General features: G+C 44.1%; 12 protein-coding genes and 1 pseudogene. 10 read left to right on the top strand and 3 right to left on the bottom strand.

Going from position 1 to position 15,985, the window contains the following annotated elements; all coding sequences use genetic code 11:
• The first annotated feature begins 35 nt into the window (after nucleotides 1-35).
• A complete protein-coding gene (locus NBH16_RS08905; RefSeq protein ID WP_009275077.1) occupies nucleotides 36-425 on the top strand; it encodes a putative quinol monooxygenase in 390 nt (129 codons plus the stop codon).
• Between the two features lie 73 nt (nucleotides 426-498).
• Here the strand turns inward: NBH16_RS08905 and NBH16_RS08910 are convergent, their stop codons facing one another.
• Nucleotides 499-1,824, bottom strand: coding sequence for a PhoH family protein (locus NBH16_RS08910; RefSeq protein ID WP_005857480.1), 1,326 nt, complete (start codon nucleotides 1,822-1,824; stop codon nucleotides 499-501).
• A 168-nt stretch (nucleotides 1,825-1,992) separates the two neighbouring features.
• Here NBH16_RS08910 and NBH16_RS08915 point away from each other — a divergent pair, with 168 nt between their 5' ends.
• Nucleotides 1,993-2,604: a MarC family protein gene (locus NBH16_RS08915; RefSeq protein ID WP_250788393.1), complete on the top strand. Its 612-nt coding sequence runs from the start codon at nucleotides 1,993-1,995 to the stop codon at nucleotides 2,602-2,604.
• A 76-nt stretch (nucleotides 2,605-2,680) separates the two neighbouring features.
• On the opposite strand, the gene NBH16_RS08920 is transcribed toward NBH16_RS08915, so the two are convergent.
• Nucleotides 2,681-5,047 carry an outer membrane beta-barrel family protein gene (locus tag NBH16_RS08920; protein WP_087344920.1) on the bottom strand — a complete coding sequence of 789 codons (2,367 nt, stop codon included), beginning with the start codon at nucleotides 5,045-5,047 and terminating at the stop codon, nucleotides 2,681-2,683.
• 183 nt (nucleotides 5,048-5,230) lie between these two features.
• On the opposite strand from NBH16_RS08920, the pseudogene NBH16_RS23390 reads away from it, so the two are divergent.
• The 5 genes and pseudogenes from NBH16_RS23390 to NBH16_RS08940 all read left to right on the top strand — a co-directional run.
• Nucleotides 5,231-5,311, top strand: a pseudogene (locus NBH16_RS23390) (cysteine hydrolase); the annotation flags it as partial.
• Between the two features lie 295 nt (nucleotides 5,312-5,606).
• Nucleotides 5,607-6,488, top strand: a complete 882-nt coding sequence (locus NBH16_RS08925; protein ID WP_195473793.1) for a helix-turn-helix domain-containing protein — start codon at nucleotides 5,607-5,609, stop codon at nucleotides 6,486-6,488.
• A gap of 94 nt (nucleotides 6,489-6,582) precedes the next feature.
• Complete coding sequence (locus tag NBH16_RS08930) at nucleotides 6,583-8,964, top strand: hybrid sensor histidine kinase/response regulator (protein ID WP_195400585.1); 2,382 nt, start codon at nucleotides 6,583-6,585, stop codon at nucleotides 8,962-8,964.
• Nucleotides 8,965-9,047: 83 nt separating this feature from the next.
• Nucleotides 9,048-10,568 (top strand): sensor histidine kinase, encoded by a 1,521-nt coding sequence (locus NBH16_RS08935; RefSeq protein WP_008779740.1) that lies wholly within the window; start codon nucleotides 9,048-9,050, stop codon nucleotides 10,566-10,568.
• 24 nt (nucleotides 10,569-10,592) lie between these two features.
• Nucleotides 10,593-11,276, top strand: a complete 684-nt coding sequence (locus NBH16_RS08940; RefSeq protein ID WP_005862877.1) for a response regulator transcription factor — start codon at nucleotides 10,593-10,595, stop codon at nucleotides 11,274-11,276.
• On the opposite strand, the gene NBH16_RS08945 is transcribed toward NBH16_RS08940, so the two are convergent.
• Entirely contained in the window at nucleotides 11,266-11,523 is a 258-nt protein-coding gene (locus tag NBH16_RS08945; RefSeq protein ID WP_005862879.1) for a TIGR03905 family TSCPD domain-containing protein, read from the bottom strand. The two genes, NBH16_RS08940 and NBH16_RS08945, sit on opposite strands and share 11 nt — an antisense overlap.
• An 83-nt stretch (nucleotides 11,524-11,606) precedes the next feature.
• Here NBH16_RS08945 and NBH16_RS08950 point away from each other — a divergent pair, with 83 nt between their 5' ends.
• The 3 genes from NBH16_RS08950 to NBH16_RS08960 all read left to right on the top strand — a co-directional run bounded on the left by NBH16_RS08950 (nucleotide 11,607) and on the right by NBH16_RS08960 (nucleotide 15,980).
• Nucleotides 11,607-12,923 carry a bifunctional folylpolyglutamate synthase/dihydrofolate synthase gene (locus NBH16_RS08950; RefSeq protein WP_122377451.1) on the top strand — a complete coding sequence of 439 codons (1,317 nt, stop codon included), beginning with the start codon at nucleotides 11,607-11,609 and terminating at the stop codon, nucleotides 12,921-12,923.
• Nucleotides 12,924-12,946: 23 nt separating this feature from the next.
• A complete protein-coding gene (locus NBH16_RS08955) occupies nucleotides 12,947-14,362 on the top strand; it encodes an MFS transporter (protein WP_005862883.1) in 1,416 nt (471 codons plus the stop codon).
• Between the two features lie 232 nt (nucleotides 14,363-14,594).
• Nucleotides 14,595-15,980, top strand: a complete 1,386-nt coding sequence (locus NBH16_RS08960) for an AAA family ATPase (RefSeq protein ID WP_250788395.1) — start codon at nucleotides 14,595-14,597, stop codon at nucleotides 15,978-15,980.
• The last annotated feature ends 5 nt before the right edge of the window (nucleotides 15,981-15,985 follow it).

Here is a 15,985-nt window from a genome sequence, read left to right on the forward strand (position 1 = left end):
CTTTTGTCGTATCAAATACTTAAAAACAATCTATCATGAAGAAAGTGTTTATCTCAATGACCTGCGTATTAATCGCTCTATCCGGTTGCACGAATGGAGGAAGCAATAAAGAATCCATGGAAGTCGTACTGAATATCAAACGGAAAGTAAAACCCGAATGTGTCTCCGCCTTAAAGGAATCATTCTTGAAATGCAAGGAAAGCACGTTGCTAGAACCGGGATGTATCGACTATGGCATGTACCAGTCCCTCACCGATAGCACCGAATTCTTTATCGCCGAGACTTGGAAAAACGACGGGGAATTACAAAAGCACGGCGAAACCGCCCATCTTAAACAACATCTGAATGAGATCAAAGATATGGGAGATCCTTCCTATAAAGGTAGTTTCCGGAAGATTTATGTCTGCCCGAGTGTAAACGATTAATCGTTAAGAATTGAAGATTGAAAATAAACGCTTCGTGAAGCTTGATTTTTAATCTTCAATTCCCTATATTTAATTACAAAAGATCTGACGCCAATTCAGATAACTCGCTTCGCTCGCCTTTTATCAAGTTGATATGGGCGAACAAGTCCTGTCCTTTCATCTTGTCGATCATATAGGCCAAGCCATTACTTTGGGCGTCTAGATACGGGGAGTCAATCTGTTGGATATCTCCCGTGAAGACCATCTTCGTTCCCTCTCCCGCACGGGTGATAATCGTCTTGATCTCATGCGGCGTGAGGTTCTGGGCCTCATCGATGATACAATAAGTCTCGGACAAGCTACGCCCCCGGATAAAGGCCAACGCCTCGATCACCAACTGGTTGTTCTTCTGCATATCGTCGATCTTACGGACATCGGGATTACCCGGGGCAAACTGAGTCTTGATCACGTTCAGGTTATCGAATAGAGGTTGCATATAAGGAGCGACCTTTTGCTTCTCGTCACCCGGAAGGAAACCGAGATCCTTATTCGCCAAAGCGACGATCGGACGGGCCAAAAGTATCTGTTTATACGTGCCGGCTTGTTTCAAGGCAGAGGCCAACGCCAACAACGTCTTTCCGGTACCGGCCTTTCCGGTCAACCCCACCAGCTTGATATTCGGATCGTTCAACACCTCGAAAGCGAAACTCTGCTCGGCATTACGGGGCTGGATACCAAAGTTCGTGCCTTTATCCACCTTCTTGATCTTATCCGTAAACGGATTGTAGCGAGCCAATACACTATTACGTACGCTTTTCAAGATAAAGCATTCGTTCGGGTCGAGCTTAGACTTGATATCCAACGAATCTGCGTCCACGCCTTCCGGAGAGCTGTAGATCTTGTCGATCAAATCGGGGTCTATATTCTCATAGGTCTCTTGCGCACGCTCGAAAATATCTACATTCACGACCTTATCCGTGATATAATCCTCAACGGGAATACCCAAAGAACGAGCCTTCATACGAAGGTTCACATCCTTGCTGACCAAGGTTGTCTTGATCTTCGGATTCTTCTCGGCGATCGTCAACGCACAAGACAAGATACGGTGATCTGGAGTTTTATCCGGAAAAGAATGCGCTATTTTCTCCTGGTACTTATCACCGGTCACGATATAGAGTGTACCTTTTCCCGGTCCTAGTGAGGCGCCTTTCAAGAACAGGTCATTACTGGTCAATAAGTCTAGCTCCCGAACAAACTCACGGGCATTATAATTGATCTGCTCACTCCCCTTCTTGAACTTGTCCAACTCTTCTAATACCACGATGGGTAGATAGATATCATTTTCCTGAAAGTTCTCGATGCACTTATAGTCATGTAATATGACATTCGTGTCCAACACAAAATTCTTCTTTGCTCCCATGGCCTTTCGATTTAATGATTATTGCTTCTAATATAAGAACAATTCTGACACGTTGATAGTTCAGGCCTGCTAAAATTAGTTACACACACCAATAATTTCGTCATATTGACCAATTCAAGGAAAAATATGTATCTTTACGAGGATTAAAAAATAGAGGAGGATAACGTCATGTTCACAAATTTCAATTTCCAACAAATACTTAGCGCATTCATCGTATTATTCGCTGTTATCGATATAATCGGAGCTATTCCCATCATCATAGAGCTAAAGGATAAAGGCAAGGATGTCAATGCGTTGAAGGCAACCCTAATCTCCTTTCTATTGTTATTAGGGTTCTTCTACGCCGGGGATATATTACTCAGGCTTTTCCATGTGGACATCGAGTCGTTTGCCGTGGCCGGCGCTTTTGTGATCTTCCTCCTATCTTTGGAGATGATTCTCGACATAGAGATTTTCAAGAACCAAGGGCCGATCAAGGAAGCTACGTTGGTGCCGCTAGTATTCCCGTTGCTAGCCGGAGCGGGATCGTTCACCACTTTATTATCGCTCCGTGCGGAATATGCCAGCGTGAATATTATCGTAGCCTTGGTACTGAATATGCTATGGGTCTACTTTGTTGTCCGCATGACACGCAAGGTAGAGAAAGTCTTGGGGAAAGGCGGCATATACCTGATCCGTAAATTCTTCGGTATCATCCTGCTGGCGATCTCCGTCAAGCTATTCATGAGCAATATCACCCTGCTAATGGAACAGATAGAAGCGAGTACGAAAGCAATATAGGATTTCCTTTAGAAGAGCATCCAGTTTCATCCTATTGAAACAAAGAGTTCATTAGGATGAAACTACAAGGCATCTATTATTTTCCGAAACGAGATGTGTCTATCGAATCATGTTCCCTCTCCTTGTAACCACCAAACTTCCAGACAAAAGATAATTTCAGACATCTCTCATCATTCAATTTCCTCATCCGGCTCCATTGATTGCCTTGGTTTATCTTGATGGTACGTGGAATGCTGCTGGCGAAAATATCGTCTCCTTTAAGTGTCAAGCTGGCACGGTCATTCAAGAAAGTCCATTTTAATCCAGCGGATATCTCATACATGGAACCCAAGTCGTATATACCTTGGATGGCACCGGGAGTCACGTATTGGCCGTCTATCGTCATTTTTAAATTCGGTTTATCACATAGGTTAAATGTGTTACTCATATGCGCTAACCCGAGATAAGCCTCACGGTTATATGAGATGCCGTGGAAGTTATCATTCTTCTCTTGCATCCTCCAACCTCGCAGTGTGATGCGGCTATTCCAAAAACGACCCACATTAAAAGGAATGATCACCGCCAATCCCGCTTCCAGACTATAATCCATATTCTCGAAACGAAAAACGGTCTTCAGTTCCGTATCGCTTTGATAAGGAAGTTGGGCGAAATAATCCGGCGTGTATTCACAGAACGCTACCAGCATATACTTTTGGCGGAAGATATAGACCATCTGCCCCTCATACGTGCGATAAGGTTTCAACAAGGGATTTCCCGCCACCTCCGAGTAAGAGTTTAGAGGCGTTACTTGCGGGGAGACTTGCCAATAACCGGGATAGGTCTTATCGCTACTTATATCGAATTGTAAAATATGTCGGGGAGAAAACGTATAGCTCAGGGATACGGTGGGAAACAACGCCCCCTCATTCCATAGGTTCATATTTTCCCGGCTAGAGGCGTAGTCAGACTTAAAATACTCCCCTTTCAGCCCGACCGTAGCAGAGAAACGCTCTCCGAAGCTTTTCGATACCTCGGCGAAAATATCAGCGATGTATTCCTTTTGTGTATTATCCTCCAACGCTTCCTCGTCCATCTCATAGCCAGCACCTTGCTCATATAAATACTCCGAATAGTTTTTCGACGAGGCGTAACCTCCATGCACGCCGTAATTCAATCCCCACCCGGAAGCGAAACTATGTGTCTTATTTAGGAATACGGACCAGCGGGATACATCCTGTCTCGTATTATTTATCATATCAGTCCGGGAACCATTCGTATTCGTATCCTGGTAATCAAGTACCGAGGGCGAATGATAACGGGTGAAATCCGCTCCTGCCGATATCCCGGCATGTCCGTCATATTGTAAACGTATATTATGAATAGCGGAGTGCCCGTCATCACGGACCAAGCTCGTACTCTCACTTTTATTTTCCGGCTTCGACAGATCCAGATATGAGGTAAAGGCATCACGGTCCGATAAGACTTTATCTCCCTTCAGATAATATGCCAAAGAGAGTTTATCCTCATTCGCGAACGTATAATCCATTCCCAGACGAACCGTTCCTCTATTTACATGGACAAGGGCCCGATTATGTTGGCTTATTTCCGTCATACCACTATTTAATGTATGGCGGGCCAACATATCCTCCCCCATCACATCCCGTCTCTTATTACCATTCAACAGGAAATCTATGCTAAAGCCCTTATTCGTATAAAGTAAATTCACATGCGCATCTCCCCCCGCATGGCGATATTGGGTGTAATCCACACCCGTTTCACCTTGCCAAGAAGGAGTCTCGGACTCATTCTTACTCAATACGACATTGAGTAACGCCCCCTTGACATTATATTTAGCTGGAGCGTTATACATCACCTCAGCCTTTTCGACCCTTGAGGCCGGCATAGTTTTCAGTAACTGGATTAATTGATCTGCCGACATTGTCGTCAACTGCCCATTCAAGATTATATTCAAACGACTGGCCCCTACCAGCTCCAGATTATCATTCCGCTCGATAAGCCCCGGTAAGTCCTTGATGATCTCAAAAGCGTTCGTGGCAGTCTTATCCTTCATCAGTTGAGGGACATCATACGTCAGCTTGCCTCCCTCCAGTTTCACTTGCGGGCGTTCTCCCTTTACGGTAATCTCGGCCAACTGATAATCTTTCTCCTCCAGCACCACCGTACCTACGTTGGCGGTAGTTATCTCTTTCTCTACCATATTATATAAGATGTGTTGGAAAATAAGTCGATACGACTGGTCTAGCGGATGATTCAATCGAAAATCCCCAAGCGTATCGGTAACCACGGCATCCACATATACAGAGTCGAGGGTCTGTAAAATCACCGCCACTCCATCTACCGGCTGTTCCTTGCCATCCATCACCTTCCCGGAAATACCTTGTGCCATAATCTCACCGAGACTCATCAGCAAGCATAAAATCATGTAGTAAATAGTACGTTTCATATCGGTTTGTTTTTATCATTTTTCGTTCATACAAAAGAAACGTATTCTTAAAAGAAACTATGTTACCACTCACTTACGAAGTCTTACCTTGTCTTATCAGGAATGTTATTTAGTCTTATCGCCATTTATCAAACCCAACAAAGAGGAACAAGGTAATCTAGAAAACACCTTCGGAAAAGTAGTATGAGTGGTATCCTTTATGCTAAATCTCACCTAAGGGAATTGCAGGAAAAAGGTTTCAAGGCCGCCGTACTCTTTGACGCGAAAACGTAAACTGAACATTAAGAGGTTCTAACTGTTGATATATCAATCAAATATTTGAAGATAACCTATTAAAAGTTGAAAATCATGTGTACAAGAGTAGTTTATTCGGGAACAAACGGGATGGTAGCGACTGGTCGCACAAGACTTTAAGCCGGCGCAACCGTTCAAGTTTATGGGTGTAAAGGATCTTATTTAGTCTTGGCTAACTATTTTTTGGGATAATATGTTCCATATTTCCTTTTACAACATTTGAGTTTCAATTAATATTTATATTTGACGTCAAAAATCTTACAATATGGATAAACAGTTCCTCTGCCTTGATTCACCTACGGACTTTATGGTTGGTAAATACATATCCGCCGATGAACTCAAGGAGTTTATAAATATTCCTTGTAAGATAAAAGCTGGGGTCTTTATCCTTTGCATGGAAGGGCAAATACGCTCAACTATCAATATGTCAGAATTGACCACTTCGAAACTCAATGTTGTAACGCTATTGCCCAATAGTCGCATACAAATACATGAGATATCCCCCGACATCTTGATCTATTTCATAGCGTTCTCTTTCGATTTTATGTGTTACACCAATTTTATCAAGAGTACGATGGGTTATCTACTGATGATTTACAGGTATCCGATTATAAAAATATCCCAAAACAGGGCCAACCTGATCACGAACTTCTACGAGCTTCTCTATCAATATGCCGTATATCCCGATATCTTGAACAATAAAGAGATGATAAAGGCCATTTTCATGATGTGTAGTCAAGGTATCATAGAAATATACAGTAAAAATTACCCATTAGAGAAACAGGAACTTACACGTCCATTACAAATCTATCAAGAGTTCCTAAATATGGTATTGAGATACTATACGAAAGAGCATAACGTATCGTTTTATGCCGAGAAGTTGGGCCTCACGTTCTCTTATTTCTCGACATCCATCAAAAAAGCGATCGGAGAGACTCCTCAAGAGATCCTCACGCAAACAATAATCATAGACGCTAAGGCTCAGTTGAAAGGGACCAACCGAGAAATCAAGAACATAGCGATGGACCTCGGCTTTAATAATCTATCGTTCTTTAATAAGTTCTTCCGTCGAAATGTAGGCATGACTCCACAAGAATACAGGGGAAAATCGTATACCTACTCTTGTTACCAGAGAACTCCCGACTAGCCGAAAGCAAAAATAGAACATATTATCAATAAAGAATTTTGCAGATTCCCTTTGAGAATCTTTACTTTTGTAAGATAATATAAAAAGACATATGATGGAAGGGCGGGAAACGGATCTAGAATACAACTTATTGATGGGGCTTACGGGAGCTAGCGTTAGCAAACATTTATTGGATGAGCATTTTACACTTTTATGGGCAAATGACTTCTATTACGATATGATAGGTTACCCCAAAGAAGAATATGAAGCTCTTTTCCACAATAAACCCGATTTGTATTTTAAAGGTTATGATGAAGCTTGGAATATATTATCCAAGAATGTTTACGAGACGATAGCTAATAAAGCCAGCGGTTACGAAACCGTTATCCAGATGCCAACGAGAAAAGGAAAAAGATGGACTAAAATCACCTCAACGTTTACCGACCAACTACAAGACGGCATCCCTATCTCCTATACGGTAATGACCGATGTAGAGGACGTAATGCGAAGGCGGATCGAGCAAACGATCACTTATGATAATATCCCCGGCTTCATATCCAAGCATAAAGTACATAAAGACGGCAGTTTTACATTGCTGGAGGCAAATGATAAATATATGGACTTCTCTGGTATCGATAAAAATTCTTTTTTATCTTTCAGTCCTTTCTCCCGTTTAGATGAAACAAGCCGTAATACGATGAACGCACATATCTCCTGTATGCTAAAAGGGGAACCTGTACATTTCGTTATCCAGTCGAAAGACAAAAACGGCAACGGCGCTTGGCTACAGTTGAACGGGGAATGTATCGGCTGGGAAGGCGACGAGCCTATCTATCTTATCGTTTACATCAATATCACCGACATTACCGAACAGAGGGAGTTGCAAAAGAAACTGGAGAAACAGTCAAAGCAACTTAAAGAAGCACTAAAGTCGGCGGAACAAGCCAACCAAGCCAAATCTGATTTTCTCGCCCGCATGAGTCACGATATCCGCACACCCATGAACGCCATCATGGGAATGGCGACTATAGCCAAAGCCCATGTAGATGAACATGAAAGAATACTAGATTGTATGGAAAAAATCAATGGAGCCTCTAAATTATTATTGAGTCTGATTAATGAGGTTCTCGATATGTCCAAGATCGAAAGTGGCAGGTTAATTCTTTCGGAGGATGAGTTCAATGTGGGTGAGCTCTTGCAAGACTTGGTCGTTATGATGCAACCGGAGATCAAAAACAAACAACAAACTTTAAATATACACGTCAAGAACCTGAGGCATGAGAATGTAAAAGGTGATACGCAGCGTATCAAGCAGGTATTGATGAATATCCTCTCGAACGCAATTAAGTATACGCCGGAGAATGGGCGAATCACGATAGAGATCTACGAGAAGGACCCTCATAATGGCATCGGAAATTATCAATTCGTGTTTGAGGATAACGGAAGAGGTATGAAACCGGAGTTTCTGGATAAGATTTTCGAGCCTTTCGAGCGTGCGAGCGATGATGAGATCAAGAGGATACAAGGCACTGGCCTCGGGATGTCGATCAGCCATAAGATCATTCAGATGATGGGAGGAGATATCAAGGTGGAGAGTGAATATGGCAAAGGTTCCCGCTTCACCATCGACATGCCATTGGTTTGCCGGGATCAGAAGCCCGATGATAAGATAGAGGTAGAAGGTTTAGAGGTTCTTGTGGTAGATGATGATAAGATCGCTTGTCTAAACACGTCTAGCTGTTTGCAAGAGATCGGGATAAACAGTGAATGCGTATACTCAGGTAGCGAAGCTATAGAAAAAGTACGACAGCATCATTTAGCGGAGAAAGAGTATTTCGCCGTGATCATTGACTTGAAGATGCCTCAAATGAACGGCATTGAAACAACCCGGCAAATCAGACGTTTCGTGGGAGCGGACGTACCGATCATCATTCTCTCCGCATACGATCTTGAGGAATATGAGGCAGAGGCTAAGGAGGTTAAGGCCAATGGATTCATCACCAAGCCTCTCTATAAGTCCAAGCTACTCCAAGTATTGAGATCTTTCCTTGACGAAGGAGACCAGCCGGAACCGATCCGCCCATTCAAGTTATCAAACGTCGATTATTCCGGCAAGCGCATCTTGCTGGTGGAGGATAACGAGTTAAATCGTGAGATCGCCGTAGAGATCATCGGCAGCACCGGTATCACTATCGATACGGCGATAAATGGGCTCGACGCCGTACATAAAGTCGCCCAATCGGAAGAAGGATTTTACCAGATAATACTGATGGATATCCAGATGCCTATCATGGACGGTTATGAGGCGACCCGGCAGATTCGTTCCCTCCAACGAAGGGATATCGCACATATGCCAATTATAGCCATGACCGCCAACGCTTTTTCCGAAGACGTGACAAACGCTATCAAAGCGGGCATGAATTATCATTTGGCTAAACCGATTGATATTGGGGCGTTGATGGGCATCCTTAGTAAATATTTACAAGCGCCCGCATAAAGTTTATCTTGCGTATTAAAAGTTCATGTAATAAAATTGTCTATTTTTAGCGATCAATTCGATTATAAGCATAAAGAGACTTCATGAACATCAGACTTCGTTTTAAGTTAATCGCTTTGTTGATCGTCCTATCGCTGGCCGGGCTTTTGGTTTTCCAAGGATACTGGCTGAAAGGTTTATATGATACATTATATAAACAGATGGAGATCAATATAGAGGAAGCGATGAAGATCGCCGACTATAAGGAGTTGTTCCTGCGCATCCGATCTATCAAAAAAGAACAGGGAGCGCTGGGACCTCAAACCCAAGATGTGTACTTCAGCTCAGAGCTAGATCCGTCTAATAAGCAGAAGATGGACGCAAAAGCTTCGATCCATCCGCAGAAAGAAGATCCTGACCTTAACCGGGAAGATATCTTCAAGACGGCAAATCCCGACTCACACATGAAACTACATATCGATTACGGGGATGAGGAGGACTTTAGCTCGATAGACTCTACCCTAACGGATTACCTATATGTAATCGGCGAGGTGGAGGACATGGTGCAGCAAGCGATGCACGCGAATATAGATTCTATAAAACCAATTGATTTCAAGACCTACAACAAATTATTAACCTCGGAACTGGAGGCAAGAAATATCGTAACGGAACATGAGCTGGTAACGATTTATAAACCAAACAACGGGGACGAGAAGGGTTGGATGCATCTGGACAAGCCAGAACGATTCACTACGTGGAAAAACCCCGTGCATTTCGATTACCCGCTCCATAACGAGAGCACGTTACAATATCGCCTGTTCCTCAAATCGCCGGCTAGCGTGATACTCACCCAGATGAAAGGCATCCTGATCTCCTCCTTCCTATTGCTTTTGCTGATCATTTGCGCTTTCATATACTTACTCCGCACCATCTTAAAGCAAAAGACCGTGGAAGAATTGAAGACCGATTTCACCAACAATATGACGCATGAGCTGAAAACCCCGATCAGCGTCAGCTATGCCGCCGTAGACGCATTATTGAACTTTAGCGATCCCGTCAACGAGAAACAGAAGAAATACCTGACGATCGTTAAAGACCAACTTATCCATCTTACCGGATTGGTGGAACAAATCTTGACACTCGCCGTAGAGAACCGCAGTACCTTCCGCTTGCGCCCCGAAACCATCTCATTAAACGAGTTGGTGAACTCCCTCATCGAGCAATACAAACTGAAAGCGAGCAAACCCGTGGAGTTTACTTGCTCCATCCCCGAGGATATAGAATTGGTGGCCGATCGTACCCACCTATATAATATGTTGAGCAACCTTATCGATAACGCGATCAAATACGCCGACAAGGAACCTTGCCGCATCGAAGCGACAGCCCGGCAAGACGATCACGAAACGACAATCTCCATAACCGATAACGGCCCGGGTATCAGCGAAGCCAACCAGCGGCAGATATTCGACAAGTTCTTCCGGGTTCCCAGCGGGAATATCCACAACGTGAAAGGTTATGGCCTAGGATTATATTACGTAAAAGACATGATGGGTAAACATGGAGGAACAGCCCGTGTGGAAAGCGTCCCCGGCAAAGGCTCCACCTTTACCCTGCATTTTAAATAATAATCCGAAAATCAAGTATCAAATATGGAAAAGATAAAAGTACTACTAGTAGAAGACGAGCCTACATTGGCCATGATCATCAAGGATACGCTGGATGGGAACGAGTTCGATATCACCCTAGCGGCGAATGGCGAGGAGGGCCTCTCCCGTTATGCGGAGATCAACCCGGACATTATCGTAGCGGATATCATGATGCCCAAGATGGATGGTTTCACGATGGTCAAATTGATCCGTAAGACGGATACGCACACCCCTGTCCTATTCCTATCGGCCCGTTCCGCGGCCAACGACGTGGTAGAGGGCTTCGAGACAGGCGGCAACGATTACCTGAAAAAGCCTTTCGGCATGGCGGAATTGATCGTGCGCATCAAGGCGTTACTGCATAAGGTGTCCGTCCAAAGACCGGAAGCCACCTCTTTCCGTATCGGGCTTTATACGTTCGATTCCATCACGCAGACATTGGTCTACCGGGGAGAGAAACAACTCCTCAGCAACCGGGAATCCGAGATATTGAAGCGCCTTTGCGACAATAAGGACCAAGTATTACCGATGAAAGAGATCTTGATAGACCTTTGGGGAGATGATTCTTTCTTCAACGCACGCAGCCTGCATGTCTTTATCACCAAGCTACGTCATAAGTTATCGAAAGACGAGTCTATCAAGATTTTGAATATCCGGGGAATCGGATATAAGCTGATCATCGATTGAATTGCTTCAATGCCTGTGCCATCTGGTCCGGGCATGAAGTTCCCCTTCCATGACAATCGATGCCAGACAAACGGCCGATAGCGTCTTCGATGCGCATACCTTTCAATAAGGCGCACATGCCTTGCCCGTTACCGTGGCAACCTCCTACAATCTGCACATTCTCGATCACGTCCTCCTTCGCGTCGATCACCATCAACTTAGAACAAACGCCTCCTTGAGGCGTATAGGTTATACGTCGTGTTTCCATTTTCTTTTTCTCTCCTTTTTATAAACGAGTCGCAAAGGTATAAATAAATTTAACTACATTTGTAGCATCTAATTTACAAAAACATGACATACGAGGAAACGCTACACTATCTATATACCAGCATCCCGGTCTTCCAACACAGCGGAGCTTCCGCTTACAAACCCGGTCTTGGTACAAGTATCGCCCTAGATGATTATCTGGGAAATCCCCATAAAGCCTATAAGACCATCCATGTAGCCGGGACAAACGGCAAAGGCTCGGTCAGCCATCTATTGGCGGCCATTCTCCGGCAATCCGGTTTCAAGGTCGGGCTTTATACCTCTCCCCACTTAGTGGACTTCCGGGAGCGCATCCGGGTGAACGGGAAAAAGATCTCCCAAGATTACGTGGTCGATTTCGTCGAGCGTCATCGTTCTTTCTTCGAGCCTCTCCATCCTTCTTTCTTCGAGCTGACGTCCAGTATGGCTTTTGAGTATTTCCGCGACCAGCAGGTAGATTACGCAGTTATCGAGGTCGGGCTTGGCGGTCGTTTGGACAGTACGAACATCATCACCCCGATCTTGAGTATCATCACGAATATCAGTCTGGATCATACGCAATTCTTGGGAGATACGGAGGAGAAGATAGCGGCGGAGAAAGCCGGCATTATCAAAAAAGGCGTACCCGTCCTTCTGGGGGAGGCAGAGAAACGCTCCGTTTTCGACCTCTTCCAGAACGAGGCGAGAAAGGCAGGAGCACCCTTCCACTACGCCTTGAGCATGGGAATGCTGGAGGGGACCGGAGGGTTGTCGATGGTACACTGGAAGTTCCCCTCCGTAGAATACGGCGAGGTGATCGGCGAGCTTGCCGGAGAGGTACAACAAGCCAACGCCATCACGGTGTTCTCCGCCCTGCACCTGCTCCGCGAGAAGTGCGGTGTTGACATCCTGCCCGAGGCCGTCCATGAAGGGTTCAGGCACGTGACCCAACTGACGGGTTTGATGGGCCGCTGGCAAACCTTGCGGACAAAACCGACCGTCATTTGCGACACCGGGCACAACGTGGGTGGATGGAAACACATAGCGGAACACCTGAATGCCATGAGAAGCCGTTTCCGCGAAATTTATATGATCGTCGGTATGGTGAACGACAAGGATATCGACGGCGTATTATCCTTGATGCCACCAGATGCTTCTTATTTCTTCACGCAAGCCTCCGTGGAGAGAGCGATGCCCGTAAAGGATTTCGCCATGAAAGCCATGCGGAAGGGACTGCCCGGAGTCCTTTGCGAAACGGTGGAAGAGGCGGTCGAGAAAGCGTTAAAAAGTGCCGGCAAGGATGACTTGATCTTTATCGGCGGAAGCACCTTTATCGTAGCGGACGCTCTCCCCTTGTTCATGAAAGAAGACGAATACAAATAATATAACTCTATAAAACAAATATCATGATAGAAAAAATTCATCAGAAACTAAGCGACTCGAAAGTCGCACGCTGGAGTGTACTCGCTTTGGCGGCATTCACGATGCTTTGCGGATACTTCCTTACGGATGTAATGGCTCCGCTTAAACCGATGTTGGAAGAACAGCTAAGCTGGACGAGTACGGAATATGGTTGGTTCACCAGCGCTTACGGTTGGTTCAACGTATTTCTTTTCATGTTGATTATTGGTGGTATCGTTCTGGATAAGATGGGTGTCCGTTTCACGGGTGTCGCTTCCTGTATCTTGATGATTATCGGTTGTTCCATTAAATATTACGCCATCTCGGACGCGTTTACGATGGAAGGAGAGCTTTTCGGATGGAAAGCGCAAGTGATGGTGGCCGCCCTCGGATACGCAATCTTCGGTGTCGGCGTGGAGACCGCCGGTATCACGGTATCTAAGATTATCGTACGGTGGTTCAAGGGAAAAGAGATGGCGTTGGCTATGGGCTTGGAGATGGCTACGGCTCGTTTGGGTACGGCCTTGGCTTTATCTATCACGGTTCCCGCCGCCAAGTACTTCGGTAGTATCTCCGCTCCTATCTTGCTTTGTCTTTGTATGTTGTGTATCGGTTTGATCGCCTTCCTCGTATTTTGCGTGATGGATCGCAAGCTGGACGCTTCGATGGACGCTATCGAGCAAGCCGAGGAGGAAGAGCCTTTCCGTTTGAAAGATATCTTATTGATCGTTACCAATAAGGGTTTCTGGTTGATCGCTCTGCTTTGCGTATTATTCTATTCGGCCGTATTCCCCTTCTTGAAATACGCTACGGACTTGATGGTCAATAAATATAACGTAGATCCGGAGTTGGCGGGAAACATCCCGGCTATCTTACCTTTCGGCACGATTCTTCTGACTCCGTTCTTCGGTAACTTATACGACCGTAAAGGTAAAGGGGCGACGATCATGATCTATGGTGCCTTGATGTTGATCGGCGTGCATTTATTATTCACACTTCCGATCTTGAATCAGTGGTGGTTCGCGACAATCGTGATGATCGTATTGGGTATCGCTTTCTCCTTGGTTCCATCGGCGATGTGGCCATCTGTTCCGAAGATTATCCCGGAGAAGCAATTAGGCACGGCTTATGCCTTGATTTTCTGGGTACAGAATATCGGTCTGAGTATGGTTCCCTTATTAATCGGCTGGATATTGGATACGTATTGTAAAATAGACAATGGTACGGGCAAACCGGCTTACGACTATACGATACCGATGGCAGTCTTCACCTGCTTCGGTGTACTCGCCCTCTTCATCGCCTTGATGTTGAAACGTGAGGACCGGATCAAAGGCTACGGCCTTGAATTGCCGAACATCCAAAAGGACGCCGATAAAGCCGAGGCCGAGATAATCGCTAAAGAGATGATCGCGGAGCCTTAATAAAGCTCATAACCCTAAATAAATGGAAGGCGCTGTAAACCAAGTTTACAACGTCTTTCTTTTTGATGACTGAAAACCATCGTCATTGGAACACACAAAAAGTTCGTTTGAAAAAGAGGAGTAGCGAAACAACTACAAATTGTAGCCAGTTGGAAAGACTAATTATCTCACAATATATTTATGCCTTTCATGAAAAAACACTATATTTGCATATTGTAAAATATTCAATAACATGATTTTAAGGCATCTTGATATAAACGGGTATCATTGTTATAAGGAGACCGGTTTTGATTTTGCGAAAGAAGTAACAGTACTTATTGGCAAAAACGGTACTGGTAAATCTTCTTTGCTTAAAGCGATATGTGACTCACTAAGCTTTATATTCAATAGCAGTGAAAAAAGTTGGGGATTTTCTTCATTAGCCAATGGTATCTCTGAACTTGGGGTAGCCAATATCCAACTTCGAGAAATTTATCACAATGAGAGAATGGAAGTGGCAGACAATGTAACATTACATGGTCTCGCTTTATTTCAAGGAATTGAGTTGAATTGGAAATTTTGTAAAATGAGCAAGACAAACTCCTATGTACAAAGTTCCTTATACAAAGACGCTTACATAGCTTTCATGAAAAAATTCAAGGAAACGGGTAAGCTTCCTGTGTTATCATATTATTCCGACCGTTATCCGCATATTAACACAAAGATGGGGAAAACCGTAAAAGAATATCTGGAGAAAGATGACATTTTCGCTCAAAACTGGGGATATTATCAATGGAATGACTTCACTTCATGTACGGAAATTTGGCAAAAAAGATTTATTAAAGCCAATAATCTATTGATGAGTTTTACCCGTTCATTGGAAAAATTAAAAAAGGAGAAATCATCTGCCGTAACTTCTATCACGCAACAGGTGAAGACTCTTAAATCAGAGATAGATTATGTAACAAAATATATAAGGCTGTTCACTGACAACTGTTATGAAGAGCTATCAGATCGATCAGATGATATTAAAGTAGTGGATTTGGTTATTGACGGGATCGATGAGTTCTTTATCAAATGCATTTTTGAGGATGGGGTAATCCGGCGTTGGGATGAGTTGCCTGCTGGTTATGAAAGATTATTTTCTATAATCTTTGATATAGCCTATCGTTCGTATATATTGAATGGAAGTACGGGTGAGCCAGAGGGGTTAGTTATCATAGATGAAGTGGACTTACATTTGCATCCAAGTTTAGAACAAGATGTATTGCAAAGACTAAAGAAAACTTTTCCACACATCCAGTTTATTATCGCAACCCATTCTCCATTGGTAATAAGTAATTTTCGTCAAGATGAGAATAATATTGTGATACAGATGGAACGTAATGCCGCTAATTATAAACACTATGTTTTACCTGATATCTATGGTATGGACTATAACTACACATTGTCGGAAGTTATGGGTACGGAGCCACGCAACAGTTATCTTAATTCTTTGAAAGAAAAGTACATCCGTCTTGCCCGCAGAGGAAAAAAGACCTCACAGACACAGGTATTAGAAACATTACGATCTCTGGTATCTTCTGAGCGATTTGAACAATTGAAAACAGAATTGGAACAAAGTGTTCAGGAGGGATAAAAGCT

The sequence above is a fragment of the Parabacteroides sp. Y3-G-102 genome (assembly GCF_023656845.1).
Lineage (GTDB): Bacteria > Bacteroidota > Bacteroidia > Bacteroidales > Tannerellaceae > Parabacteroides > Parabacteroides distasonis.

Bases quoted from the DNA above. Each gene is read 5' to 3' on its own strand.
- NBH16_RS08910 (WP_005857480.1), bottom strand. From the start codon at position 1,824: ATGGGAGCAAAGAAGAATTTTGTGTTGGACACGAATGTCATATTACAT.
- NBH16_RS08905 (WP_009275077.1), top strand. From the start codon at position 36: ATGAAGAAAGTGTTTATCTCAATGACCTGCGTATTAATCGCTCTATCC.
- NBH16_RS08925 (WP_195473793.1), top strand. From the start codon at position 5,607: ATGGATAAACAGTTCCTCTGCCTTGATTCACCTACGGACTTTATGGTT.
- NBH16_RS08930 (WP_195400585.1), top strand. From the start codon at position 6,583: ATGGAAGGGCGGGAAACGGATCTAGAATACAACTTATTGATGGGGCTT.
- NBH16_RS08920 (WP_087344920.1), bottom strand. From the start codon at position 5,047: ATGAAACGTACTATTTACTACATGATTTTATGCTTGCTGATGAGTCTC.
- NBH16_RS08945 (WP_005862879.1), bottom strand. From the start codon at position 11,523: ATGGAAACACGACGTATAACCTATACGCCTCAAGGAGGCGTTTGTTCT.
- NBH16_RS08935 (WP_008779740.1), top strand. From the start codon at position 9,048: ATGAACATCAGACTTCGTTTTAAGTTAATCGCTTTGTTGATCGTCCTA.
- NBH16_RS08940 (WP_005862877.1), top strand. From the start codon at position 10,593: ATGGAAAAGATAAAAGTACTACTAGTAGAAGACGAGCCTACATTGGCC.
- NBH16_RS08950 (WP_122377451.1), top strand. From the start codon at position 11,607: ATGACATACGAGGAAACGCTACACTATCTATATACCAGCATCCCGGTC.
- NBH16_RS08960 (WP_250788395.1), top strand. From the start codon at position 14,595: ATGATTTTAAGGCATCTTGATATAAACGGGTATCATTGTTATAAGGAG.
- NBH16_RS08915 (WP_250788393.1), top strand. From the start codon at position 1,993: ATGTTCACAAATTTCAATTTCCAACAAATACTTAGCGCATTCATCGTA.
- NBH16_RS08955 (WP_005862883.1), top strand. From the start codon at position 12,947: ATGATAGAAAAAATTCATCAGAAACTAAGCGACTCGAAAGTCGCACGC.